Below are 24,510 nucleotides of genomic sequence, written 5' to 3'. Positions count from 1 at the left end.
CGGTGGTCTCACGCGGCACCGCGCGGCGCCGGGTCCCTGAGCGACTCGCGCTTCCCCCGGCTGGCAAGATCATGCACCGTGATCATTGATGCCTACTTATCCAGCACGCGTTGCGTGGTGGGGACGCCGTGAGTAATCCGGATCTCGGGGAGGCTCGCCGGTGAGGGCGGTCATCGTCGCGGCGGCCGTCGCGTTCATCATCTCGCTGCTCGGCACGCCGGTGGCGATCCGGGTCTTCACCGCCCTGAAGGCCGGGCAGCCGATCCGGTCCCTCGGGCTCGCCTCGAGCGACGGCAAGAGGGGCACCCCCGCGATGGGCGGCGTGGTGTTCATCGTGGCGACCCTGTTCGCCTACGTCGCCGGGCACCTGGCGCTGACCACGCTGCCCGACCGGCAGATCGCGCAGGCGAAGCCGACCATGACGGCGCTCGTCCTGCTCGGGCTGTTCGTCTTCTGCGGCGCGGTCGGATTCGTCGACGACCTGCTCAAGGTGCGCCAGAAGAACTCCGACGGCCTGTCCGCCAAGGGCAAGCTGCTCGGCCAGGTGATCATCGGCACCGGGTTCGGCATCGCCGCCCTCTACGTGGCGAGCACCAACGGCCAGACCGTGGCCAGCGAGCACATCTCGTTCATCCAGGACATCAGCTGGCTGAACGTCGGCAAGGTCGGCTCGGTGATGATGTTCGTCTTCGTGATCACCGCGATGTCGAACGGCGTGAACCTCACCGACGGCCTCGACGGCCTGGCCACCGGTGCGTCGATGCTGGTGCTCGGCGCGTACGCGCTGATCGGCTACTGGCAGTACCGGCACTGGTGCGCCGACGACACCTACGCCCGCGCGAACGACTACTGCTACCAGGTCCGGGATCCGCTGGAGATCTCCATGATCGCGGCGGCCGCGGCCTGTGCCTGCCTGGGCTTCCTGTGGTGGAACACGTCACCGGCACGGATCTTCATGGGCGACGTCGGCGCGCTCGGCCTCGGCGCCCTGATCGGCGGCCTCGCGGTGGCGACCCGCACCACGCTGCTCTCGATCCTGATCGGCGGGCTGTTCGTCATCATCACGGTCACCTGGGTGATCCAGATCGTCTCGTTCAAGACCACCGGCAAACGGGTCTTCCGGATGGTGCCGCTGCACCACCACTTCGAGCTGGCCGGGTGGAGCGAGGTCAACATCGTGGTCCGGTTCTGGACCATCGCCGGCGTCTGCGTGGCAGCCGGCCTGGGCCTGTTCTACTCGGACTTCCTGACCGCCGTCGGCTAGCACCTCGGCGACGGCCGGCCGCCGCGCGGCGTCAGCGCGGGATGATCTGCACGCCGCGGGGCGGGAGGAAGCCGTCGATGCCCAGGTCGACGGGCTCGTCGGTCCGGTTGATCAGGAACCGGTGACCCGACCGGACCGCCGGCTCCACCCGCCCCGGAGCTCCGGCGGCAGCTCGCAGTGCTGACGGCCGCCCGGCCAGACCGTGGTGCCGCGCTCGTCGGGCGCGGCGCGGCCGGCGCCGGTCCGCGTTGTCACCCACGGCGATCACGCTACCGGTGCTACGTCATTCCCCGGACTCCTTGGGCCCGCCCGCTCCGCGCCGATAAGTACCCCGTGCAGACCCACGAAGCCGAGGACGGCGCATGAGCGGCCGTTCGACCAGTGGGCCCCGCCACCTGTGGTGGATCTACTTGACGGTCACCACCGTGCTCGCGGTCGTCTACGTCACCGTGCCGTTCAACGGCGGCACCCGGTGGATCTACGTGCTGGTCAACAGCACCGCGCCGTTCGCCGTCTGGATCGGTCAGCGCGGGCACTCCCCGCAGCGCCGGGGCGGGTGGCTGGTGATCGGCGTCGGGCTGCTGTTCTCGGCGGCCGGCGACGTGATCTTCGCGGTGCACACCGCCCGCAACGGCGGCGCGGCGTTCCCGTCCAGCGCGGACGTGTTCTACCTGTTCGGGCACCTGACCATCGCGGCCGGCACGGCGATGCTCGCCGCCCGGGCCGGGCGGACCGCGTTCGTCGACTCGGCGGTGATCCTCACCCCGCTGGCCAGCATCGCCTGGATCCTGGTCGTCGAGCCGACGATGGCCGTCGGCGGCAGCACCCTCGCCCAGTTCTTCGCGGTCTCCGCGCCGGTGAACACGCTGATCGTGGTGTATTGCGCGCTGGCCCTGGCGCTCGGCGTGGAGCTGCGCACGCCCGGGGTGCGCTGGCTGCTGTCCGGGCTGGTGCTCTGGTTCGTCTCCGACGCGCTCTACACGCATCAGGGGCTGACCGGCACGTACACCGAGGGCGGCCTGATCGACCTCGGCTGGATGGCGATGCCGATCCTGATCGGCACGGCCGGCCTGCACCCGTCGATGGTGGCCACCACCCCGCGGCACTCCGCGGTGAGCACGCTGACCCTGCCGCGGGCGCTGACCCTGTTCGGCGCCGCGCTGATCCTGCCCACCCTGAACCTGTTCTGGGAGCCGGGGCACTCCGAGGTGCCGATGGTGCTCGGCTCGGCGCTGTCCATCGCGCTCGTCGCGATCCGGCTGATCGGGCCGATCCACGAGCTGTCCTGGCGGGCCGGGCACGACCCGCTGACCGGGCTGGTCAACCGCAGCCTGCTGATGGACCGGGTGACGCTGGCCCTGAGCGCGCTGCCGGCCGACGGGTCGGCCCGCGTCGGCCTGCTCTTCTGCGACCTGGACCACTTCAAGAACGTCAACGACAGCCTCGGCCACGACGCCGGGGACCAGCTGCTCATGGAGATCAGCACCCGGCTGCGGGCCGCGGTGCGGGACGCCGACGTGGTGTGCCGGCTCGGTGGCGACGAGTTCGTCATCCTGATGCCGGACACCACCGAGGAGCAGGCCGTGGAGATCGCGGAACGGGTGGCCGAGCGGCTCGGCGTACCCATGCGGCTCTCCGACGGCACCGAGTTCTTCGCCTCGTTGTCGATCGGGCTGCGCACCACCGGCGATCCGGACGCCGACCCGGACGCCCTGGTGCAGGACGCCGACACCGCGATGTACCAGGCCAAGGCGGCCGGCCGGGGCCGGGTGGTGCGGTTCGACGCGGAGATCCGCACGGAGGCCGCGCTGCGGCTGCGGCTGGACGCCGACCTGCGCCGGGCGCTCACCCACCCGGGCGAGCTGTTCTGCGTCTACCAGCCGGTGTTCCGGGTCGACGACGGCCGGCTGAGCTCGGTGGAGGCGCTGGTCCGGTGGCAGCACCCGGTGGACGGGATCCTGCCGCCGGCCGAGTTCGTGCCGATCGCCGAGGCGGCCGGCACCATCGCGCAGCTGTTCACGCTGGTGCTCGAGCAGACCCTGGCCGAGCAGCGCCGCTGGTTCCACCAGACCGGGCGGTGGATCCCGGTCGCGGTCAACCTGTCGCCGCACCAGCTCGACGGATCCACCGCCGAGCTGGTGCTCTCCATGATCGAACGGATCGGCACCCCGGCGGACCAGCTCACCCTGGAGCTGACCGAGACCGGGCTCGCCGATCCGGCGACGGTGGACGGCGCGCTCGGCCCGCTGCGGCGCGCCGGGGTCAAGATCGCTGTCGACGATTTCGGTACGGGGTACTCGTCGATGGCCCGGGTCGCCGACCACGGCTGGGACATCGTCAAGATCGACCGCGCGTTCGTCGCCGGCATCCACCGTGACCAGGCGCGGTGCGCGCTCGCCGACGCGATGGTCAAGATGGCGCACGCCCTCGGCATGGTGACCGTCGCCGAGGGCGTCGACAACGCCGCCGACCTGCAGGTGCTCGCCCGGCTCGGCTGCGAGTACGCCCAGGGCTACCTGCTGGCCCGCCCGCTCGACGCGGCCGGCATCCTGGAGCTGGCCGGCCTGGAGACCCGCACGTCGGTGGAGTTACGCCCCGGCGGCGTCCAGGCGGGCCAGCTGTGAGGCGTCCAGCTTGACGTCCACGGCCGGGATCAGGTCCTCGAACTGTTCCACGGTCCGCGGGCCGATCAGCGGGATCACCGACGGGTCGTTCTGGTGCAGCAGCCAGGCCAGCACCGTACGGTTCGGCGTGGTCCCGAGCTCGGCGGCCACCTCGGCCAGCACCGCCAGCCGGGCGTCCACGTCCGGCCCCTCGTAGTTGTCCATCATCCAGTGGCCGGAGCGCTTGGCCGGGTCGTCGTAGATGCCCTTGAGGATCGGCGAGTACGCGACCAGTTGCAGGTCCGGGTGCGTGGCCAGATAGTCCTGCTGCTCGGCACCGACGATCGAGGCGGACGTGTTGCCGGCCTTCGGACGCAGGTACGAGTGCTGCTGCTGCAGGGCCACCGGCGCCACCCAGCCGTGCCGCTCGCACAGCTGCCGGATCCGCTCCAGCCGCCAGGTGCGCACGTTCGACCAGCCGAGGTAGCGCACCTTGCCCGCGGTGACCAGCCCGGACAGCGCCTCCAGGGTCTCCTCGAGCGGGGTGCCCAGGTCGTCCACGTGCACGTAGTACAGGTCGACGTGGTCGGTGCCGAGCCGCCGCAGGCTGCCGTCCAGGGCGTGCCGCAGGGTGTCCGCGCCGGCGCCCTCGAAGGTCTTCCGGGCGAGTTCCCAGTCCGGGTTCCCGTCGGCGTCCCACAGGTCCGGCGAGTAGGCCGGCACCGCGCTGCCCTTGGTGGCCAGGAAGACCTGGTCACGGTGGTTGCCGGCGCGCAACCAGCGGCCCAGCAGTTCCTCGCTCTCCCCGCCCCGGCTGCCGACGTGCCGCCACCACTCGTAACAGTCCGCGGTGTCCAGGAAGGCGCCACCGGCCTCGCGGTAGCGGTCCAGGATCCGGATCGAGTCGGCCTCACTGGTGACGCCGCCCATCTGCATGGCGCCGAGGGCGAGCTTGCTGACCTGAGTTCCGGTTCGTCCCAGTTCGATCATTTCCATACCGACGACGCTAGGACCTGGAGCGCGCTCCAGGTCAACCTCGCGCGCTCCCCGGGTGACCGGGCCCACATTCCGATACGAGAGCGTTCCGTTTCTATACGGCGGGGGCTACTGTCCCCATTGAGATACGGAACGGTTCCGTTTCATAACCGGGGGGAAACACCGGATGAACGCCGAAGTACAACCCCAGACCGGGCACCCCCGGCGCTGGGCCATCCTGGGCGTGCTGGTCATCAGCCTGCTCGTGGTGGTGCTCGACAACACCGTGCTGAACGTGGCACTGCGCATCATCGCCGACCCGCAGCACGGGCTCGGCGCGACGCAGAGCCAGCTCGAGTGGGCCATCAACTCGTACACCCTGGTCTTCGCCGGCATGCTGTTCACCGCCGGCATCCTGGCCGACCGGCTGGGCCGCCGGATCACCCTGGCCGTCGGCCTGGTGCTGTTCGGCATCGCGTCGCTGATCTCCGCGTACGCCGGCTCGCCGGACCAGCTGATCGCCGCCCGCGCGGTGATGGGCCTGGGCGCCGCGGCCGTCATGCCCGCCACCCTGTCGATCATCGCGAACGTCTTCGAGCCGAAGGAGCGCGGCCGCGCCATCGGCGTCTGGGCCGGCGCGGTCGGCCTCGCGGTCGCCCTCGGCCCGATCCTCGGCGGCTTCCTGCTGGAGAACTTCTGGTGGGGCTCGGTCTTCCTGATCAACGTACCGATCGTGATCGCCGGCGTGATCCTGGTCTTCGTCCTGGTGCCGGAGTCGCGTGACCCCAAGCCGGGCCGGATCGACGTGGTCGGCGTCCTGCTCTCGGTGATCGGCCTGACCCTGCTCACCTACGGCGTGATCAAGGGCGGCGAGGACGGCTTCGGCGACACCCTGGCCTGGGCCCCGATCCTCAGCGGCGTGCTGGTCCTGGTCGGCTTCGTGCTCTACGAGCTGCGGGTCGAGTTCCCGTCGCTGGACGTACGGCTCTTCAAGAACCGGCAGTTCTCCGCATCGACCGGCATGATCGGCCTGGTCTTCTTCGCGGCCATGGGCTCGATGTTCTTCGGCGCGTTCTACCTGCAGCTGGTCCGCGGCTACGGCCCGCTCGCCTCCGGCGCGCTGTTCGTCCCGTTCGCGGTCGGCCAGATGGTCTTCGCCCCGATCAGCTCGAACATGGTCAAGAAGTTCGGCCCGAAGCTGGTCAGCACGGTCGGCCTGCTGCTGGTCGCGACCGGCCTGGGCACCTGGCTGCTGATCGGCACCGAGACCCCGATCGCCGTGGTCGCCGTGGCGTTCTTCCTGATGGGCGTCGGCATGGCGAACGTGATGCCGCCGGCCACCGAGTCGATCATGGCAGCGCTGCCCCGGGAGAAGGCCGGCGTCGGCTCCGCGGTCAGCAACACCATCCGGCAGCTCGGCGGCGCCCTCGGCGTCGCGGTGCTGGGCGCCATCCTGTCCTCGGTCTACCGTGACAACCTGGGCACCGCCACCGACGGCCTGCCCGGCCCGGCAGCCGACGCGGCCCGCGAGTCGATCTCCGGGGCGTACGCGGTGGCCGAGCGGGCCGGTCAGGCCGGCTCCGCGCTGATCACCACCGCCAACGAGTCGTACGTCACGGCGATGCACTGGGCGGCCCTCGGCTCCCTGGTGTTCGCGCTGCTCGGCGCTCTCGTCGCGGTGATCTTCCTCCCCGGCAAGCGGCCGGAGGGTCCGCACAGCCCGGTTCTCGCCGAGGAGCAGGGCGTGGCCCTGGTCGAGGCGTAACCCGTCGGTAACAATGAATCCCATGACCAGCACCGTGCCGGCCGCCCAGGAGCGTAAAGCTCCTGGCCGGCCCCGCAACGCCCAGGCCGACGAGGCCATCCTCGACGCGGTGCTCGCACTGATGTCGGAGGGGCAGAGCGCGACGGCCGTCTCGATCGAGGCGGTCGCCGCCCGGGCCGGCGTCGGCAAGGCCACCATCTACCGCCGGTGGCCGAACAAGGAATCGCTGCTGATCGACGCGGTGCGCAGCATGAAGGGCCCGATCCCGGAGCTGCCGGGCGCATCGGTGCGCGACGACCTGATCGCCATGGTCACCGCGAACCGGTCGTCCCGGAGCCGGGAGTTCGGCAAGGTCACCGCGTGTCTGCTGCCGGAGTTGCAGCGGGACGCGGAGCTGAGCCGGATGCACCACGCGGTGATGGAGCCCCGGCGCGAGGTGATGCGCACGATCCTGCGGCGCGGCATCGCCGGCGGGGAGCTGCGGGCCGACCTGAACATCGAGCTGACTCTGCTGATGCTCTCCGGGCCGTCGATGATGCAGGGCCTGTTCGGGATCGACACCGGCGTCACCGATGACGACTTCCCGACGATGCTGGTCGACTCCCTGCTGCGGGGCGCCGCCGCCTGACCCCCGAAGTGTGTGAAGTTGCGGTCCCCTCCGCACCCAAACTTCACACACACGGGGCAGCAAGCCGCTGCGTGGGGACTTTCGGCGCCCTCCGCACCCCAACTTCACACACACGAGGTCGCCGGGCGCTGCGTGGGGACTTTCGGCGCGCTCCGCACCACAACTTCACACACACGAGGTCGCCGGGCGCTGCGTGGGGAGTTTCGGCGCCCTCCGCACCACAACTTCACACACACGAGGTGGCCGGGCGCTGCGTGGGGAGTTTGGGCGCGCTCCGCACCACAACTTCACACACTCGGGGTGGCTGGGGGCTGCGTGGGGAGTTTGGGTGCGGAGCGCGCCGCAACTTCACACACACCGTGGCCTCCGAAACCGACAAAGCCGAAGAACCCGATTTTCCAGCGCGAAAGCCTTTCGCACTGCTGCAATCGGGAGCATGGGACCCCGGCGTGACGACAACAGGTCCGAGCCGAGGCCGGCGCGGGCCGGCGTGCACACGGCTCTACGGGCCTGGCGAGAGAGCCTGATCGATCTCGGCGACAACAATCGCCTGATCAACTTCACCGGTGGCAACGCCGACCTCGTGGAGATCACCGCACCGGACCCGGACCGGGTGGTCACCGCCCTGACCCGCGGCGCCCGGTGCGCCTTCACCGGGCCGGGCGGCGCGGGAGCCGACAGAGAGAACACGCTGCGCACCGAGCTGCCCGTCCGCTCGCTCGGCCCGGTGCTGCGCCGGCTGATGCGCCGTTCCCAGCAGGAGTACCTGGACCGCGGCGTCGCCGTCCTGCACCTCGCGCTCGGCCTGCTCAACTGGCGCCTGGCCGACGACGACGAGGACGCCGACAGCGAGTCCACCAGCCACGCCAGCCCGCTGCTGCTGCTCCCCGCCGAACTGGTGCCGAGCGAGTCCGGCGACCTGCCCGAGCTGCGGCTGCGCGACGAGGAGCCGGTGCTCAACCCGGCCCTGATGCTGCGGCTGCGCCAGTCCGGTGTCACCCTGCCCGGCCTGGAACCCGGCGCCGAGTTGAACGTCTCGGAGTTCTGGGCGCACTTCACCGACACGGTCGCCCGCCGGCACGGCTGGCACATCGAACGCACCGTGATCCTGACCTGCCTCACGTTCCACAAGGAGGCGATCTACCGGGACCTGCAGGAGAACGAGGAGCGGATCCTGGCCCACCCGGTGGTCCGCGCGCTGGCCACCACCGACCAGCACCGGCAGACCGACGCGTTCAAGTTCACCCCGATCCGGCCGGACGAGGTGGACCGGCTCACCCCGCCCGAGGACGTGCCGCTGGTCCTGGACGCCGACTCGTCGCAGCGGGCCTGCGTGGCCGCCGCACTGGCCGGGCACAGCTTCGTGATGGACGGTCCGCCCGGCACCGGCAAGTCGCAGACCGTGGCCAACATGATCGGCGCGCTGCTGCACGCCGGCAAGCGGGTGCTGTTCGTCTCGGAGAAGGTGGCCGCGCTCGACGTGGTCCGCAACCGGCTGGCCGAGGCGGGTCTGGACCGCTACATCCTGGAGCTGCACGGACAGCAGGCCGGCCGCCGCGAGGTCGCGACGCTGCTCGCGGCCGCGGTGGACGAGGCGCCGGAGGCGCCCGGGGAAGGCCCGGCTGTCGACCGCGGTGCGCTCCGGGAGCGCCGCGAGAAATTGACTGCTTTCGCGTACGCCATGAACCAGACCCGCCAGCCCCTCGGCGCCACCCTGCACGAGATCATCGGCCGCTGCGCCGGACTGTCCGAGGCGCCGGCCGCCCCGGTGCCGGCCATCACCCCGGACGCGCTCACCCCGGACGTGATGCGCCGGGTCCGCGAGGCCACCGACCAGCTCGCCCGCTCGTGGCGCGCGATGGCCGGCGGCGACGACCTGCTCTGGCGCGACGTGATCACCCGTGAGCCGCTCGATCCGGCGCTGAGCCGGGCCGAGAAGGCGCTCGCCACCCTGGCCCGCTCGGCCCGGATCGCCGACACCGCGGCGCACGCGTTCGGGCTGCGCCGCCCGGATGACGCGGCCACCCTGGCCCGGCTCGCCGAGCACGCAGGCACCCGGCCGTCCCGGGTCGCCGACTCCTGGCTGACCGCGGACGACCTGGCCCCGGTCCGCCAGGCCGCCGACCGGCGCAGCGACGAGCTGGCCACCGCGGCCACGGCCGCCGAGGCGGTACGCCAGCGTGCCGGCGTGGACTGGACCGCGCTGCCCTCCCCGGCCGACCTCCCGGTGGTCCCCGACCTGAGCGCGCTGACCGCGCCGGTCGAGCTGGACGCGCTGACCGCCACCGACGCCGACGACCTGGCCCGTTCGTTCACCCGGGCCGCCGAGCAGCTCGACAAGCACCGGCGGGCGGTCGACCGGGTCACCGCCAAGCTCGGGTTGCCGCCGGCCACCACGATCCGGGACATCTCCCGGGTGGCCGCCGTCGCCGAGCTGGGTGTACGTCCGCACAAGCCGGAACGGTTCTGGTTCGGACCGGGCGCGCTGACCGGGGTGCAGAACGGGTCGAGCGCGCTGCGCCGGGCCCTGGAGGCGCTCGTCGGTGCGGAGATCCAGGCCCGGCCGTACTTCGCCGAGGCGATCCTGGCCCAGCCGGTCGAGGAGCTCGCCGAGCGCTTCACCAACGTCCATCGCGGGTTCGGGAAGCTGCGGGCGGCGTACCGGCGGGACAAGCGGCAGGTGGCCGGGTTCGTGCTGCCGACCGCGCACCTCGGCGACGCGATCGACCGGATCGGCACGGCGGTCGCCTGGAAGCGGGCCCGGCAGGAGCTGGCCGCGGCGGAACACGCGTACGCGACGGTACTGGGCCGCTACTGGCAGGGCCGGGGCACCGACTTCGCGGCCGTCGACGAGGCGATCACGGTGGCCACCTCGGCGCTGGCCGCGGCACCGCCGTCCGGGGTGGAGGCGGTGCTCGGCTACCTCTGCGCGCCCGCTCCCGACCCGGAGCCGATCCGGGTCGTCGCCGAGGCCCGGGACGCGCTGCTGCGCTGGCAGGCCACGCTGCGCCCGGCGCCCTATCCGGCGGCCCGCCCCGAGCTGGTGTCCGGCCCGATCGAGGACGCGATCACCTGGCTGACCGTGCACACCACGGCTCTGCACGCTGCACTGGAGACGCTGCGCGCCTACGACACCGCGACCGGGCGCACCCTCGACTACGCCGAGACCGTACGCCTGGCCGAGCTGCGCACCACGGCGGCGCGGGCCGAGGCGGCGCTCTCCGGTCGTACCGGACAATTGCTCGACACCGCGAGCGAACCGCCTGCCGATCCCGCCGCGGTCGCCGAAGCGGTCGCCTGGGCCGCCGAGGTCCGCCGGTTCCGCGGTCCGGAGGCGCCGCTCACCGCGGAGCAGGTCGCGGCGCTGCGTGACCTGCGGCCGATCGTCGGGCTGGCCGAACGGGCGCAGGAGTGGACCGAGGCGAGCCACGCGGTGCTCGCCGGGTTCGGGCCCTCGCGCCAGGCCGGCCTGCGCGAACAGTTCGACGACTACCCGCGGGCGTCCGCGTTCCTGCGGGCCGCCCGGGACGACAGCAGCGGGCAGGAGGAGTGGTTCGCCTGCCTCGACGCCCGGGACGTGCTCACCTTCCACGGTCTGGACGCCGCCGTCGAGTTCTGCGCCGACCAGCACCTGGACAGCGCGGACGTGCCGGCCGTGCTGGAACGCGCGCTGCTGCACGGCTGGGTCGACGCGGTGGTCCGGGCCGACAACCGGCTGCGGCCCTGGCGGGGCGAGGACCGGGACCGCCTGGTCACCGAGTTCCGGCAGGCCGACGAGAAGCTGGCGGCGGTCGCGGCCCGCGAGATCATCGCGGCGGTCGAGGCCCGCCGGCCGGCCGCCGACAGCACGGCCGCGGGCCTGTTGCGGCGGGAGGCGATGAAGGCCGATCGGCAACTTCCGGTACGGGATCTGATCGCCCGGGCCCGTGACGTCGTGCTCGCCCTGCGCCCGTGCGTGCTGGCGTCGCCGCTGACCGTGAGTCAGTCGCTGCCACCGGACATCGGCTTCGACGCGGTCATCTTCGACGAGGCCTCGCAGATCACCCCGGCCGACGCGATCAACTGCATCTACCGCGGCACCGCCCTGATCACCGCGGGCGACGACCGGCAGCTGCCACCCACGTCGTTCTTCGACCGCACCTACTCGGCGGTGGACACCGACACCGAGGTGCTCGACTACCAGTCGGTGCTGGAGCTGGCCAAGGCCTGCGGCGCGTTCCCCGGGATGGGCCTGACCTGGCACTACCGCAGCCGGCACCAGGCGCTCGTGGCGTTCGCCAACGACGCGTTCTACCAGGGCCGGCTGAGCACGTTCCCGGCGCCGGGCAACGGCGGGCCGGACACCGGCGTCGAGTTGTTCCCGGTGGCCGGCGTCTACCGCCGCAGCACCAGCCGGGACAACCCGATCGAGGCCGAACGGGTCGCCGAGCGGATCGTGCACCACTTCACCACCCGGCCCGGCCACACGCTGGGCGTCGTCACGTTCTCGGTGGCGCAGGCCGAGGCGATCGACCGGGCCCTCGAGAAGATCGCCGCCGGTCATCCGGCGCTGGAACGCGCGGTCGCCGACGACCGCCTGCACGGCTTCTTCGTGAAGAGCCTGGAGTCGGTCCAGGGCGACGAACGCGACGTCATGATCTTCTCGATCGGCTACGGCTACGACGAAGCCGGCAAGATCAGCGCCAACTTCGGCGCGCTGAACCGGACCAACGGCTGGCGGCGGCTGAACGTCGCGATCACCCGGGCCCGGCACCGGGTGGAGCTGGTCACCTCGATCCTGTCCCGGGACGTCCCGGAGTCGGAGAACGAGGGTGTCCGGCAGCTGGCGGCGTACCTGGACTACGTGGAGCGCGGCACCGGCGACACCAGCCTGGACTCCTCCGACGCGCCCGGCGCGTTCGTGGACTCGGTCCTGGAGACCGTCCGGTCCTGGGGTTATCCGGCCCGGACCGGCCTGGGCACGTCCGGCGGCCGGGTCGACATCGCGATCCGGCACCCGGAGGACCCGGCCGGCGACTACCTGCTCGGGGTCCGCTGCGACGGGCCGGGCTACCGGGACTGCCCGGCCGCGCGTGACCGGGACCGGCTCACCGACCAGGTCCTGATCGACCTGGGCTGGACGTTGCACCGGGCCTGGGCCCTGTCCTGGTACCGCGACCGGGCCGGCGAGGAGTCCCGCCTGCGCGCCGCCCTGGACCGCGCCGCGGCGTCCCGCCCGGCCCGCACCGGCGCGGTCGAGGGCCCGGCCGCCGACCGCGCCCCGAACGCCCGCCCCCGCATCCTCCGCGGCGAGCCGGCCCGCAAGTAACGGTCCCGGGCTGGTGCTGAGGGGTGTCTCCGCGTCACGGAGGCACCCCTCAGCACCAGCCACGAGCGAGACATGCGAGACCGCAGCGCGTGTCGCGGTCCCCGGCTGGTCCTCAGGGGTGTGTCGAGCACCGCGAGACACCCCTGAGGACCAGCCAGCAACCCGCCGCCGCGCCGCGGTCCGGGGTGGGCCGCCACCTCGCGCGAGACCAGCACGGGACTCGGCTCGTAGCCTGCGGACAGGCGCTCCGTATCCGTACCGGAAAAGGTCTTCAGCGGAGCGCGGGCGCCGGAGCCGGAAGCGCGCAGGTGTCCGCGAGGCGGGCGATCAGGACCGCGGAGTCGATGTCCGCGAGCAGCGGTCGCAGGTGGGCCGTGTCCAGCGGCGGGACCTCGACGTGCGAGATCAGCGGGTGGAACGGGCGGTGGTCGACCTCGCCCGCACCGAACAGCGTCTCGGCCAGCTTCTCGCCCGGGCGCAGGCCGATGTACTCCACCGCGACCGGCGCCGGCGCCAGTTGCGCCATCTGCGCCGCCACCTCGGCGATCCGCACCGGTGAGCCCATCTCCAGGACCAGGGCCTCGCCGTCCTGGCCGATCGCCGCCGCCTGGATCACCAGGTGGACCGCCTCCTGGAGGGTCATGAAGTACCGGGTCACGTCGGGGTGGGTCACGGTGAGCGGGCCGCCGTCGGCGATCTGCGCGCTGAACTTGGTGAACACCGACCCGCGGCTGCCCAGCACGTTGCCGAACCGGACGCTGAGGAACGTGCCCTGGCGGCGGCGGGCGGTCCACGCGGTGAGCCGCTCGGTGATCCGCTTCGAGTAGCCGAGCACGCTCGACGGGTCCGCGGCCTTGTCGGTGGAGATGTTGACGAAGCGTTCCACCGCCTGGGCCGCGTCCAGGACGTTGAGGGTGCCCAGGACGTTGGTCTTCACCGCCTCGGCCGGGTAGCGCTGCAGCAGGGCCAGGTGTTTGAGCGCGGCCGCGTGGAAGACCACCTGCGGCCGGCGGTCCCGGAAGATCTCCCGGATCCGGGCGGCGTCCCGCAGGTCGGCGAGGATCACCGCCGGGTCCTCCAGCCGGGCCTGCGGGTCGATCGAGAGCTGCACCGCCTGCAGCGACGTCTCGTCCCGGTCCAGCATCATCAGCTCGGCCGGGCCGAAGTGGTGGATCTGCCGGCACAGCTCCGAGCCGATCGACCCGCCCGCGCCGGTGACCAGGACCCGTTTGCCGGTCAGGTAGCCGCCGATCGCGGTCAGGTCGGTGTCGATCTGGTGCCGGCCGAGCAGGTCGGTGACCTGCACCTCGCGGACGTCGCCGACCTCGACCGGGTGGTCCATCAGCTCGGTGACCGACGGGACCACCTTGAACTGGGCACCGGCCGCCAGGGTCCGGTCCCGGATGTCGCGGACCAGCGCCGCGTCGGCGTTGGCGACCGCGAAGATCAGCAGTCCGGCGCCGGTGTCGGCGAGGGCGCGCGCGATGTCGTCGCGGGCGCCGCGGACCGGGACGTTGAAGATCCGCAGGTGGCGCTTGCCGGGGTCGTCGTCGATCAGGCCGGCCGGCAGGTAGCGGCCCTTCGGGTCCTGCAGCATCGAGTCGACCAGCTTGACCGCCGCCGCGCCGGCCCCGAAGAGGATCACCGGAGCCGTACTGCGGGCGTCCGGGCGCTGGTGGCGGGCCTGCTGGGTCCGCCGGGCGTAGCGGACGGCGAGCATCATGACCAGCGCGACGGTGCCGCCGAGCGCCGGCAGCCCGGCCGGGAACGGATGCCGGGAGAGCAGCAGCACGAACGCGGTCAGCACGAACGCCACCAGGGCCGTGCTGGTGGCGACCGCGCGGACCTCGTCGAACCCGGCGAACCGGTAGCGACCGCGGTACAGGCCCCGGGTGTGCCCGATCGCGGCCTGCAGCACCACGGCGACGGCGATCGCGATCAGGGCGCCGGCCAGGCTGCGCCGGGTCGGTGCGAAGTCGTAGCGGGCCAGCACCGCGGCGAGCAGGCCGGCCGCCCAGGCGGTGGCGTCCACGAGCAGCGGGAGCAGGCGGCGGTGGCGCAGCACCCAGGACCGTGCGCCCATCATGCCGGGAGCATAACAGCGAAAATGCCCCTTAAAGTGGACTTTTTCTATACCGGAGGATTACTCGTCATACCGCTCATATGGTGACTACGTGGGCATGCGCGATTACCTCCGTGTCGCCCGGCGACATTGGTGGCTGCTGCTGGCCTCGGTCGCCCTCGCGCTGGGCGTCGCCCTGATCGTGAACCTGAACATGACCCCGGTCTACGCGGCCCGGGTCACCTTCTTCTTCTCCACCCCGTCGGCCGGCGCCACCGACCTGCTGCCCGCCAGCATGTTCAACACCAGCCGGCTGCAGACCTACGCCAAGCTGCTGACCAGCGACGAGGTCGCCACCCCGCTGGCCGGTACGCCCGGCATCGACCTGAGCGTGAAGGACGTCCGGGAAGCGATCGGCGCGGAGACCATCGCGGACACCGTGATGATGGAGGTGAGCGTGCAGGACCCGGACCGCAACCGGGCGCTGCTGCTGCTCGCCCGGCTCATCCAGCGGTTCGAGTCCGCGGTCGAGACCCTGGAGCGCCCCGCCCCGACCGAACCGTCGCTGGTGAAGGTCACCGTGGTCAACGGCCCGGCCCTGGACGAGGACCCGGTCGCCCCGAACGCGCTGAACAACTTCGCCCTGGCCACCGTCGCCGGGCTGGTCGTCGGCGCGATCGGCTCGGTCGGCCGGGAGGTCGCCGACCACACGGTACGCACCGCGGAGGCGTTGCAGCTGCTCACGTCGGCCCCGGTGCTGGCCCGGGTGCCGCTGGACCCGGGCAACCCGTTCGTGTCGGCGAGCAACTCGGCGCGCACCGAGGCGCTGCGCGAGGTACGCACCCAGGTGCAGTGCGCCGCCGCCGCCAACTCGGTCAAGACCCTCGCGGTGACCAGCGCGGTCCCCGGCGAGGGCCGCTCGGCCACCGCGTGCGGGCTGGCCCTGCTCTTCGCCGAGGCCGGGCAGCGCGTCCTGGTCGTCGACGCCGAGCTGCGGCACCCCCGGCTGGCCGCGTTCCTGGGCCGGGAGGACTCGGCCGGGCTGAGCACGGTGCTGGACGGCACCGCGGCGCTGGAGCAGGTGCTGCAGCCGTGGGGCGCCGGGCTGTGGCTGCTGGCGAGCGGGCGTACCCCGCCGAACCCGAGTGAGCTGCTCAGCTCGCCGCGGATGACGGAACTGGTCGACGACGTACGGAAAAGGTTCGATGTTGTGATCTTCGATTGCCCACCGCTGCTGCCGGTGACCGACGCGGCCGTCGTCGCCGCCCGTGCCGACGGCACACTGCTCGTGGTGCGGGCCCGGCGGACCACGGCGGCCCAGGTCACCGCGTCGGTCCGGGCCCTGCACGCGGTCAACGCGACACTGCTCGGCTGCGTGCTCAACATGGTGACCCGCACCGGCCCGGACGCGATACCCACCTACGACGGCTATCCGGCCGGGCCGAAACCACCGCGGCGCGGCCGGGAGTGGCGGATGCAGGCGGTGCTCTCGTGAGCACGGTGCTGCACTACTACCGGGGCCGGGTGGCGCTGCACGCGACGCTGCGGGCGCTGCACGTGTCGCCGGGCGACGAGGTGATCGTGCCGGGGTACACCTGCCCGGCCGTCGTCGAACCCCTGCTGCGGCTCGGGATCCGGCCGGTCTTCGCCGACATCGACCGCGCCACGCTGGTCGCGAGCCCGGCCTCGATCCGGGAACGGATCACCGGCCGGACCCGGGCGGTGATCGTCCAGCACACGTTCGGTTATCCCGCGCCGGTCCGGGAGATCACCGAGCTGCCGGTGATCGAGGACTGTGCGCACATCGGGCCCGGCTCGATCGACGTGGGTTACGGCGGGGTGGCCGCGATCTACTCGTACGAGCAGGGCAAACCCGCCGTCGCCGGACCGGGTGGCGCCGCCGTGGTGCACGACCCCGCGCTGGCCGCCGAGATGCACACCCGCTACGCCCGGTACTCGGCCCCGCCGCTGCGCCCGGAGCTGACCGCGTCCGCCGAGTACCTCGCGTACCGGCTCACCGACGAGCTCGGGCTGCGCTGGCGGTGCCGTCCGCAGCCGTCCGACGCCGAGTACGGGTGGCGGATGAGCCGTGGCGTGCGGGAGCGGCTGTCCCGGCGGATCACCGCGGCGCGGCGTGACATCGGGGTGCGGCGCAAGGTGCTCACCGCGTACGAAAGAGGTCTTGATCGGCTCGCGGTCTCGCACCACCCGCGGCCCGGACCGGAAGCGATCCCGCTCTGCCTGCCGGTGCGGGTCTTCGGCAAGGCCACCGTCCTGCGCGAGGCGGCCGACGCCGGCGTCGAGCTGGGTGACCGGTTCCGCACACCGCCCGGCTATCTCGCGGGCTCCTGCCCGAACGCCGAGTGGGCGCTCGGGCACCTGGTCACCCTGCCGGTCCGGAGCAGTGTCTCGCCGGCCGACGTGCACAAGACGATGCAGCTGTTCGACCGGTTGAAGGCGAAGGGCCATGTCTGAGGCGTATGCCGGTCGGTGAGCGTCTCGGTTTCCGGTCACTGCTGCGGATCGTCCCCGCCGCCGTGCGGCGCGACTATGCCTCGACGCTGCTGGTCCAGTGGTTCGTGCTGGGCACCGGCCTGTTCCTGTTCCACCTGGTCGCGGAGCGCGGCAGCGTCGACGGCTTCGCGTATTACCAGATCGCCCGGGGCACGGTGACCACGTTCCAGCCGGCCCTGCTGCTCGGGCTCGGCCTGGGCCTGCAGCGTTACCTGCCGCGCACCGAGCACACCACCCGGCGGCTGGCCCGGCACGCGCTGAGCACCGAGGCACTGGTGGTGGTCGGTGTCGGCCTGGCCGGGGCCGGCGCCGGGAACTGGATCGCCGGGCTGCTCGGGCTGCCCGGCGGCCGGCCCGCGGTGGCCGCCATCCTGATCATGCTGGGCGGCAACTGCCTGACCACCGTCGCGCTCGCCGCGCTGCGCGGCAACCAGCAGATCGTCGACGCGAACCTGACCTTCGGGCTGGGCCTCGGGCTGATGCCCCTCGTGGCGTTCGTCGCCGCGGAACGGATCGAGGACTTCCTGATCATCCAGGGTCTCGGCGCCGCGGTGGTCGGCCTGTGGGGCACCCTCGTGGTCCGGCACCGCCCCAGGACGTTCTTCAAACACCCCGAACCCACGATCAAAACCCTGATTTCGTACGGACTGAAGCGCATGCCCGGCGAACTCGCGCTGCCCGCGCTCTACACGTTCCCGACCTTCGCGGTGGCCGTGACGATGCCGGGCGACCCGGTGGCGGGCTTCGTCGGGTTCACCACCTCGGCGGTCACCCTGATCTGCTCGCTGTTCGCCATGCTCACCCCGGTCCTGATGCCCCGGCTCAGCCGGCTGTTCCACCGGGCCGGCGAGGACGCGGGCGTCCGTCAGCTGCTCACCGCGCTGCCGCTCGCCGCCGGGCTGCTCGCCGCGGTGCCGACCACGGTGATCTTCGTATTCGCGCCGGCGCTGGTGCACGGCTTCCTCGGCGACGAGTTCTCCCCGGCGATCCCGGTGCTGCGCCTCGGCGTGCTCGCCGCGATCCCGATGGCGATGTTCTACGCCGCCCGGCCGACCATGGAGACGCTGCTCGAGGCGAAGTTCCTCAGCCGCCTGCTGCTCGCCTGCCTGGCCCTCGAGGTCGTGATGACCTGCATCGGCACGGTGTTCTTCGCGCCGCAGCACGCCGCGGTGCTGGGGCTGGCCGCGGCCGCCACCGCGCTCGGCATCGACGCCGTCTGGCTGGCCGGGTACGCCCTGCGCCTCCCCCGCCCATGACCACGGCCCCTGTCCGGCCAGGTGTGGTGGTCATGCTCGCCTTCGTCGTCGCACTCGCCGGGCGGTTCACCCTGGTCCGGGTCGGCGTGGACGTCCCGGTCGTCAACGACGTCCGGGTACCGCTCTTCCTGGTCCTGCTGCTGAGCCTGGCCCTGGAGGCGCACCACGCCGGCCACCGTCCGGGCGAGGGCGGCGGTGCCCTGCTCGGCGTCCTGGCCCTGCTCGGCTACCAGGGGCTCTCCGTGCTCTGGGTGCCGCCCGGCACCGAGACCGGTCCGATGGTCGGCGACCTGTGCGCGATCGCCGGGCTGCTCGTCGTCTACTTCACCCTGGCCGCCTGGGACCGCGACCGGGTCACCGACGTCACGCTGAAGCTCTTCCACGTCGCGGCCTGGGCCTACTTCCTGTTCGCCGCGTCCGGCCGGGGCCACGACGCGAGCGGCCGGTGGGCGGCGTTCGGCGGCGGCCCGAACGTCTTCGTCCGCATCATGATCATCGGTGGGATCACCTCGCTCTACCTCTACCTGCGCAGCGGCGAACGGCTGATCTGGCTGGTGCCGATCCCGGCGTTCCTGTTCGGCGCGATCGCCTCCGGCTCCCGGGGCGGCATCGTCGCGCTCGCCGTCACCGTCGCGGTCGCGCTGCTGGCGATCCGGCCCAAGCTCGACTTCGACCGGATGGCCAAGCCGTTCGCCCTGATCGCCCTGGTCGGCACGGTCCTGGTGATCACCGCCGGCCCGACGATCGCCGACTACGTCCAGTCGCGCTTCGTCGACGCGACCATCGGCCAGGGGTACGCGTCACAGCGCGACGTGCTGTTCCGGATGGCCCTGCAGATCTTCCTGCAGCGGCCGATCCTGGGCGCCGGGCTGAACGGTTTCCACACGGTCAGCGCCCTCGGCTTCGGCGAAAGGTACGTGCACAACCTGCCGCTGTCGATCGCCGCCGAGGGCGGGTCCGCCGGGCTGGTGCTGCTGGTGGCGGCGTGGGTGGGGCTGTGGCGGGCGTACCAGAGCCAGCCGCTGGCCGAGCGCAGCCTGGAAGCCCGGACGGCCGCCTACTGCGGCATCTTCATCGGGGCCACCTGCCTGTTCTCCGGCGACTACTACGACGCCCGGCTGATGTGGATCCTGCTGCTGCTGGCCGCGGTGCGCCCGGCTCGTGCCCGGCTCGTACCGGCCACCTCGGTCAGCACCCTCACGAAGTCCTGAAACAGCAGGTCCCGGTCGAAGCGGTCCCGGGCCAGGGCACGCGCCGCGGTCCGGGCGACCGGCCCCGCCGCCGGGTCGCGGACGAACGCGGACACCGCGGCGGCCGCTCCCGCCGGGTCGTCCGGCGGCAGCACCAGTCCGGCGCCGCTCTCGGCGACCAGGTCGGCGATCCAGCCACCGTTGTTCACCGCGACCGGCCGCCCGGCGGCGAACGCGTCGAAGACCTTGTTCGGCGAGTTGTTGCCCAGCTCGGGCAGGTTGACGAAGACCGACGCGGCCAGGTCGCAGGCGCCGAAGAACGCCACCACCTCGGCCTTGCTGACCGGCCCGAGCAGGAACAGGTTCCGCTCCAGCACGCCCAGCTCCGCGGCCAGACCGCGCAGGTCGCCCCGCATCCGGCCGTCCCCCAGGATCACCACCCGCACGTCCGGGTCCGTCCCGGCGAGATGTCCGGCCATCCGTACGAGGTAGTCGACGCCGTTGGCCATCCCCAGCGTGCCGGCGTAGAGGACCAGCGGCCGGTCGCCCAGCCACGGCGTGGCCCGGCGCAACGCCTCGCCCGCGCCGTCCGCGCCGGCGAACAGCTCCCGGTCCGAACTGTTCGGCACCACCGTGACCGGCACGTCGGCGAACCGGCGCCGGATGCTCGCGGCCATGCCCGGCGACAGCGCGATCACGTGCGCCGCCCGGTGGTAGGCCCACGCCTCCAGCCGGAACGCGGCCCACCGGCTGACCGGCGACCGCAGCGCGCCCACCGCGATCGGCAGCTCCGGCCACACGTCCCGGACCTCCAGCACCATCGGCACCCGCCGGCGCAGCGCCGCGTACGCGCCCGGGATCGCCACGGTCAGCGGCGTGCTGGTGGCCAGGACCAGGTCGTGCCGCAGGCGGCCGGCCACCACGGCGGCGCGGGCGACGAAGCCGAGGAACGCGCGGATCCGGCGGGGGTAGGACATCGCGTTGTCGTACGGCACCGGCAGCCAGTGCACGACGATGCCGGCCTCGGTGCTGACCCGGGGCCGGGCGCCGTCGGGCTCACCGGTGATCACGTGCACCTCGTGGCCGCGCTCGACCAGCCGCCGGGCGAACTCGTAGGACCGCGTCCCGCCGGACATGGCCGGGGTCTTGAAGTACTGGTGGATGTAGGTGATGCGCACGTGGTCTCCCTCTGCTTCAGGCTGCGGGGACGCCTTTGACGGTGCGGCCGGCGGTCACGTCCCGGACGACGCAGGCGTTGGCGCCCACCCTCGATCCGGCGCCGACGGAGCGGCCCTGGAGCACCGAGGCGTTCGTGCCGATCAGCACGTCGCGGCCGATGGTGCAGCTGCCGGAGACCGCCGCCGACGGGTTCACCTGGACGCAGTCGGCCAGCACCGAGTCGTGGCCGACGGTGGCGTTCTGATTGATGTGCACGTGCCGGCCCAGGGTCACGTTCGTGGTGATCCGCGCACCGGCGAAGATCACGACGCCCTCGCCCAGCTCGTTGGCCAGCCCGACCGTCGCCGCCGGGTGCACGAGCCGCGCCGCCGGCCGCCCGAGCGGGTCCAGCTCGGCGGCGACCCTGGCCCGGACCCGCGGATCCCCGATCCCGATCACGAAGTGCGTGTCGAGCTGGGCCAGCAACGCGGTCGGGCCCAGCCAGGCGGTGCCGAGCCGGTCGAGGCAGCGGAGGTTGGCGTCGCTGGGCGAGTCGTCGAGGAACCCGGTCACCTTCCAGGGCACGTCACCGGCCTCGTTGATCGCCGCGACGATGCCGAAGATCTCCCGCCCGTGCCCCCCGCACCCCACGATCACGATGGCGTCAGGCACGGTCCGCCTCCGGTTGCGGCTTCGCGCCGGTGAACTGCGGCATCGTCGGGTCGCCCGGGGCGGTGATGCCGGTGCGGCGCAGCAGGACCAGAGCGGTCTGCGCGCAGATCCGCAGGTACAGGCCGAACGAGCGGTGATCGACATACCAGACGTCGATCGCCAGCCGGTCCTCCCAGCTCAGCGCGTTGCGGCCGCGGACCTGCGCGAGCCCGGTGACCCCGGGCCGCACCAGATGCCGGCGCGCCTGCTCCGGCGTGTAGAGCTCGAGGTAGTGCATCAGCAACGGCCGCGGCCCCACCAGGCTCATCTCGCCGCGCAGCACGTTCCACATGGTCGGCAGCTCGTCCAGGCTGGTCGCGCGCAGCGCCTTGCCCAGCCCGGTCAGCCGGTCGGCGTCGGTGACCAGCCCGCGCCGCTCGTCCACGTCCCGCATCGTGCGGAACTTGACCAGCGTGAACGGCCGCCCGTGCAACCCCGGCCGCGCCTGCCGGAACAGCACCGGCCGCCCGAGCCGCGCCGCCACCACGGCGGCGACCCCGGCCAGCACCGGCGACAGCACGACCAGCACACCCCCGGCGACGACAACATCGATCGCACGCTGCACACCGTCGACGACGCGGGTCCCGCGGCCGGCGCGGCCCGCAGCTCCGGTCGCGTCGCTCGCAGCGCGAGTCCCGCGGTCGGCGCGGCCCGCGGCTCCGATACCGCCGCTCGCGGCTCGGCCGCCCATGGCGCGGATCGCGAATCTCACCGGTGGCCGTCCAGGAACTCGGTGACAGCGTCAATGACCCGCCGGACCTGGTCCTCGACGAGCGCCGAACCGCTCGGCAGCAGCAGCCCGTCGCGGAAGAGCCGTTCCGCGGTCCCGGTCAGCGCGGCGCGCGCCCCGGCGTAGAGCGGCTGCAGGTGCATCGGTTTGAAGATAGGCCGGGTCTCCACGTTCCGCGCCGACAGGAACGCGGCCAGCTCACCGGCCCGCCACCCGGCCCGGTCCGGATCGACGACGATGCTGGTGAGCCAGCGGTTCGCCGCCGGATCGTGGTCGCCCAGCAGGCTGACGCCCGCCACATCAGCAAAAACTTTCGCGTACGCGTCGTGCACCGCCCGCCGCCGCTCGATCATTTCGTCCAGGCGGCACAACTGAGCCCGGCCCAGCGCGGCCAGCAGGTTGCTCAGCCGATAGTTGTACCCGATCTCGGCGTGCTCGTAGTGCGCCGCGGGCAGCCGGGCCTGACCGGCCAGGTGCCGCGCCCGGGCGGCCAGCACCGGATCGGCGGTGAGCACCATGCCACCACCCGACGTCGTCATGATCTTGTTGCCGTTGAACGACAGTGCCGCCACCCGGCCGAACGAGCCCGCCGCCCGTCCGTGGTAGCGGGACCCGAGCGACTCGGCGGCGTCCTCGACGACCGGGATGCCGTACCCGTCGCACACCGGCAGGATCCGTTCGTAGTCGGCGCAGCACCCGAACAGGTCGACGGCCAGCACCGCGCGCACCGACGCACCCTCCGCGCGCAACTCGGCGAGCAGGCCGGCCAGCACCTCGGGGTCCAGGTTGCCGGTGGCGGCGTCGCAGTCCACGAAGACCGGTCGCGCGCCGGTGTAGACGACCGCGTTGGCGGTGGCCACGAACGTCAGGGTCGGCACCACGACGACATCGCCCGGGCCCGCGCCGACACCGAGCAGGGCCAGGTGCAGCGCGGCGGTGCCGGAATTGACGGCGACGGCGTGCGGCACACCGACCCGGCCGGCGACCTCCCGCTCGAACTCCTCGAGGTCCGGTCCGACCGGGGCGACCCAGCCGGAGCGGAGCGCCGCCATCACGTACTCCTGCTCCAGCAGCCCGACATCGGGTGCCGACAGCAGCACAGCCTGACTATTTTCGATCATTCCCCCACCACCCGGCGAGTCGGCGTGACGGGGGCGACAGCTCGACGTCCTCTTCCCCGATCATGCTAATCCGCGCCGCTGCCCGATACCGGAGATCCGCCCGGAAGCCGAACACCTCTCGCCTTCGGGCCAGGCCGCACCGGGATCACCAGTGATCTATCCTGCCGCAGTGATTGATCTTGATAGTCCGTTCGACGCCGTCCCGGCACCCCGGCGCCCCCGGCGGCGGATCTACCTGGCCGTCGGTGCCGCGGCGCTGGTGCTGGCCGGCGCGGCCACCGCGTTCGCCGTCACCCGGCCGCGCGCCGACCCGCCGGGGGTGCGGTTCGAGGCCGAGTCGGCGAGCGGCAAGGCCCTGACGATCAGTTGGGACGTCGGCGTCAAGCATGTCGGTCGTACCAAAGAGGTCTCGACGCCGTGGTCCACGACCGTGACCGGGACGCCTGCCGAACTCGACGCGGTGAAGTCGATGGTGGTCCTCTCGACCGCGGACGACGAGGTCACCTGCCGGATCATCATCGACGGCGCGGTGGTCGCCGAGTTCACCCAGCCCCGGGTCGCGGCCTGCGTCCACGGCATGGAAAAGCTGCCCGACTTCGGCGACCTCCCCGACCCGGCTCTGCCCGGCTCCGGCTCCGACCTCGGGGAAACCCCGGATCCGACGCTGCCCGCCGGGTAGAGCCTGCGGTCAGTTACCCGCCCAGGACGGCGTGAAGCCGATCAGCAGCGCCACCGCGGCACCGACGAGGGCCAGCGCGAGCCCGGCCAGCATGCCGATCCCGGCCGCCTTGAACCGCGGATTGTTCACCAGGAAAGCGCCGAGCGACGCGGTGATCGGCGAGATGCAGCACCCGCCGGTCCCGTAGAAATACGTCCACTGCTGCGGATTATCGGTCTCCCCGCTCCACAACCAGTTCGCGGCGAGCAGCCCGAGACCGACGTGCAACGCGAGTACGAGACAGGCGACCAGCACCGCCATTGATCCCTTAGCCACACGGGAACGTTAGCCGCACCCACCCCACCCGACACACGCCCGGGGTCGCTCTTTCCCGCCAACTACCTACCATATCCCCGCAAAACGCCATCAATTTCGGAAGATCGGTCCGACGCCCGCGATCACCTCTCACCCACCGCAATCGCCCCATCCACCCACAGTTCCACCCGTCACGGCACCTTCTGCGCCCCGACCTCCGCCACACCTCGCCCCACCGACCCGGCACGACCC

The 24,510-nt window shown here is 72.3% G+C and carries 18 protein-coding genes; 10 read left to right on the top strand and 8 right to left on the bottom strand.

Translation table 11 applies throughout. The features are described 5' to 3' along the window. The first annotated feature begins 160 nt into the window (after positions 1-160). Positions 161-1,264, top strand: a complete 1,104-nt coding sequence (gene mraY, locus ADL15_RS02085; protein WP_067684607.1) for a phospho-N-acetylmuramoyl-pentapeptide-transferase — start codon at positions 161-163, stop codon at positions 1,262-1,264. A gap of 31 nt (positions 1,265-1,295) precedes the next feature. Here the strand turns inward: mraY and ADL15_RS52520 are convergent, their stop codons facing one another. Then, positions 1,296-1,523, bottom strand: coding sequence for a hypothetical protein (locus tag ADL15_RS52520; RefSeq protein ID WP_157441105.1), 228 nt, complete (start codon positions 1,521-1,523; stop codon positions 1,296-1,298). A 103-nt stretch (positions 1,524-1,626) separates the two neighbouring features. Between ADL15_RS52520 and ADL15_RS02080 the strand changes: the two genes are divergently transcribed. Further along, complete coding sequence (locus ADL15_RS02080) at positions 1,627-3,888, top strand: putative bifunctional diguanylate cyclase/phosphodiesterase (protein ID WP_067684605.1); 2,262 nt, start codon at positions 1,627-1,629, stop codon at positions 3,886-3,888. Here the strand turns inward: ADL15_RS02080 and ADL15_RS02075 are convergent. Next, positions 3,853-4,863, bottom strand: coding sequence for an aldo/keto reductase (locus tag ADL15_RS02075; RefSeq protein WP_067684603.1), 1,011 nt, complete (start codon positions 4,861-4,863; stop codon positions 3,853-3,855). The two genes, ADL15_RS02080 and ADL15_RS02075, sit on opposite strands and share 36 nt — an antisense overlap. Positions 4,864-5,029: 166 nt before the next feature. On the opposite strand from ADL15_RS02075, the gene ADL15_RS02070 reads away from it, so the two are divergent. The 3 genes from ADL15_RS02070 (at position 5,030) to ADL15_RS02060 (ending at position 12,543) form a co-directional block, all read left to right on the top strand. After that, positions 5,030-6,607 (top strand): MFS transporter, encoded by a 1,578-nt coding sequence (locus ADL15_RS02070; protein ID WP_067684601.1) that lies wholly within the window; start codon positions 5,030-5,032, stop codon positions 6,605-6,607. A gap of 22 nt (positions 6,608-6,629) precedes the next feature. After that, positions 6,630-7,235, top strand: a complete 606-nt coding sequence (locus ADL15_RS02065) for a TetR/AcrR family transcriptional regulator (protein WP_232343855.1) — start codon at positions 6,630-6,632, stop codon at positions 7,233-7,235. A gap of 436 nt (positions 7,236-7,671) precedes the next feature. Beyond that, positions 7,672-12,543, top strand: a complete 4,872-nt coding sequence (locus ADL15_RS02060) for a DUF4011 domain-containing protein (protein ID WP_067684597.1) — start codon at positions 7,672-7,674, stop codon at positions 12,541-12,543. A gap of 271 nt (positions 12,544-12,814) precedes the next feature. Here ADL15_RS02060 and ADL15_RS02055 read toward each other — a convergent pair whose 3' ends face one another. Beyond that, positions 12,815-14,629: a nucleoside-diphosphate sugar epimerase/dehydratase gene (locus ADL15_RS02055; RefSeq protein WP_232343854.1), complete on the bottom strand. Its 1,815-nt coding sequence runs from the start codon at positions 14,627-14,629 to the stop codon at positions 12,815-12,817. 94 nt (positions 14,630-14,723) lie between these two features. On the opposite strand from ADL15_RS02055, the gene ADL15_RS02050 reads away from it, so the two are divergent. The 4 genes from ADL15_RS02050 to ADL15_RS02035 are packed head-to-tail and all read left to right on the top strand — an operon-like array spanning position 14,724 to position 19,586. Then, positions 14,724-16,100 (top strand): polysaccharide biosynthesis tyrosine autokinase, encoded by a 1,377-nt coding sequence (locus ADL15_RS02050; RefSeq protein WP_232343857.1) that lies wholly within the window; start codon positions 14,724-14,726, stop codon positions 16,098-16,100. After that, positions 16,097-17,080 (top strand): DegT/DnrJ/EryC1/StrS family aminotransferase, encoded by a 984-nt coding sequence (locus ADL15_RS02045; RefSeq protein WP_067684594.1) that lies wholly within the window; start codon positions 16,097-16,099, stop codon positions 17,078-17,080. Before ADL15_RS02050 ends, ADL15_RS02045 begins: the two co-directional genes overlap by 4 nt. Positions 17,081-17,085: 5 nt before the next feature. Further along, the gene (locus ADL15_RS02040) at positions 17,086-18,375 is read left to right on the top strand and encodes a lipopolysaccharide biosynthesis protein (RefSeq protein WP_067684592.1); all 1,290 of its coding nucleotides are present in this window, start codon (positions 17,086-17,088) and stop codon (positions 18,373-18,375) included. Positions 18,376-18,407: 32 nt separating this feature from the next. Continuing rightward, complete coding sequence (locus ADL15_RS02035) at positions 18,408-19,586, top strand: O-antigen ligase family protein (RefSeq protein WP_198170470.1); 1,179 nt, start codon at positions 18,408-18,410, stop codon at positions 19,584-19,586. On the opposite strand, the gene ADL15_RS50930 is transcribed toward ADL15_RS02035, so the two are convergent. The 4 genes from ADL15_RS50930 to ADL15_RS02015 all read right to left on the bottom strand — a co-directional run bounded on the left by ADL15_RS50930 (position 19,481) and on the right by ADL15_RS02015 (position 23,264). After that, positions 19,481-20,743: a glycosyltransferase family 4 protein gene (locus ADL15_RS50930; RefSeq protein ID WP_232343853.1), complete on the bottom strand. Its 1,263-nt coding sequence runs from the start codon at positions 20,741-20,743 to the stop codon at positions 19,481-19,483. The genes ADL15_RS02035 and ADL15_RS50930 overlap by 106 nt on opposite strands. Before the next feature lie 16 nt (positions 20,744-20,759). After that, positions 20,760-21,395: an acetyltransferase gene (locus tag ADL15_RS02025; protein ID WP_067684586.1), complete on the bottom strand. Its 636-nt coding sequence runs from the start codon at positions 21,393-21,395 to the stop codon at positions 20,760-20,762. Further along, entirely contained in the window at positions 21,388-21,999 is a 612-nt protein-coding gene (locus tag ADL15_RS02020; RefSeq protein WP_067684627.1) for a sugar transferase, read from the bottom strand. Before ADL15_RS02020 ends, ADL15_RS02025 begins: the two co-directional genes overlap by 8 nt. A gap of 143 nt (positions 22,000-22,142) precedes the next feature. After that, the gene (locus ADL15_RS02015; protein WP_232343852.1) at positions 22,143-23,264 is read right to left on the bottom strand and encodes a DegT/DnrJ/EryC1/StrS family aminotransferase; all 1,122 of its coding nucleotides are present in this window, start codon (positions 23,262-23,264) and stop codon (positions 22,143-22,145) included. A 190-nt stretch (positions 23,265-23,454) separates the two neighbouring features. Between ADL15_RS02015 and ADL15_RS02010 the strand changes: the two genes are divergently transcribed. Next, positions 23,455-23,964, top strand: a complete 510-nt coding sequence (locus ADL15_RS02010; protein ID WP_067684582.1) for an MmpS family transport accessory protein — start codon at positions 23,455-23,457, stop codon at positions 23,962-23,964. A 9-nt stretch (positions 23,965-23,973) separates the two neighbouring features. Here the strand turns inward: ADL15_RS02010 and ADL15_RS02005 are convergent, their stop codons facing one another. Then, on the bottom strand, positions 23,974-24,279 hold the full coding sequence (locus ADL15_RS02005) for a hypothetical protein (RefSeq protein ID WP_157441104.1): 306 nt from the start codon (positions 24,277-24,279) through the stop codon (positions 23,974-23,976). Positions 24,280-24,510: the final 231 nt, after the last annotated feature.

Origin of the sequence: Actinoplanes awajinensis subsp. mycoplanecinus (assembly GCF_001509495.1) — a bacterium.
Classification (GTDB): Bacteria; Actinomycetota; Actinomycetes; order Mycobacteriales; family Micromonosporaceae; genus Actinoplanes; species Actinoplanes palleronii.
The sequence above is the reverse complement of the archived record's forward strand: the minus strand, read 5'-3'. Positions and strand labels throughout refer to the sequence as shown.

Bases quoted from the DNA above. Each gene is read 5' to 3' on its own strand.
- ADL15_RS02035 (WP_198170470.1), top strand. From the start codon at position 18,408: ATGCTCGCCTTCGTCGTCGCACTCGCCGGGCGGTTCACCCTGGTCCGG.
- ADL15_RS02055 (WP_232343854.1), bottom strand. From the start codon at position 14,629: ATGATGGGCGCACGGTCCTGGGTGCTGCGCCACCGCCGCCTGCTCCCG.
- ADL15_RS02040 (WP_067684592.1), top strand. From the start codon at position 17,086: ATGCCGGTCGGTGAGCGTCTCGGTTTCCGGTCACTGCTGCGGATCGTC.
- ADL15_RS02080 (WP_067684605.1), top strand. From the start codon at position 1,627: ATGAGCGGCCGTTCGACCAGTGGGCCCCGCCACCTGTGGTGGATCTAC.
- ADL15_RS02060 (WP_067684597.1), top strand. From the start codon at position 7,672: ATGGGACCCCGGCGTGACGACAACAGGTCCGAGCCGAGGCCGGCGCGG.
- ADL15_RS02075 (WP_067684603.1), bottom strand. From the start codon at position 4,863: ATGGAAATGATCGAACTGGGACGAACCGGAACTCAGGTCAGCAAGCTC.
- ADL15_RS02050 (WP_232343857.1), top strand. From the start codon at position 14,724: ATGCGCGATTACCTCCGTGTCGCCCGGCGACATTGGTGGCTGCTGCTG.
- ADL15_RS02065 (WP_232343855.1), top strand. From the start codon at position 6,630: ATGACCAGCACCGTGCCGGCCGCCCAGGAGCGTAAAGCTCCTGGCCGG.
- ADL15_RS02070 (WP_067684601.1), top strand. From the start codon at position 5,030: ATGAACGCCGAAGTACAACCCCAGACCGGGCACCCCCGGCGCTGGGCC.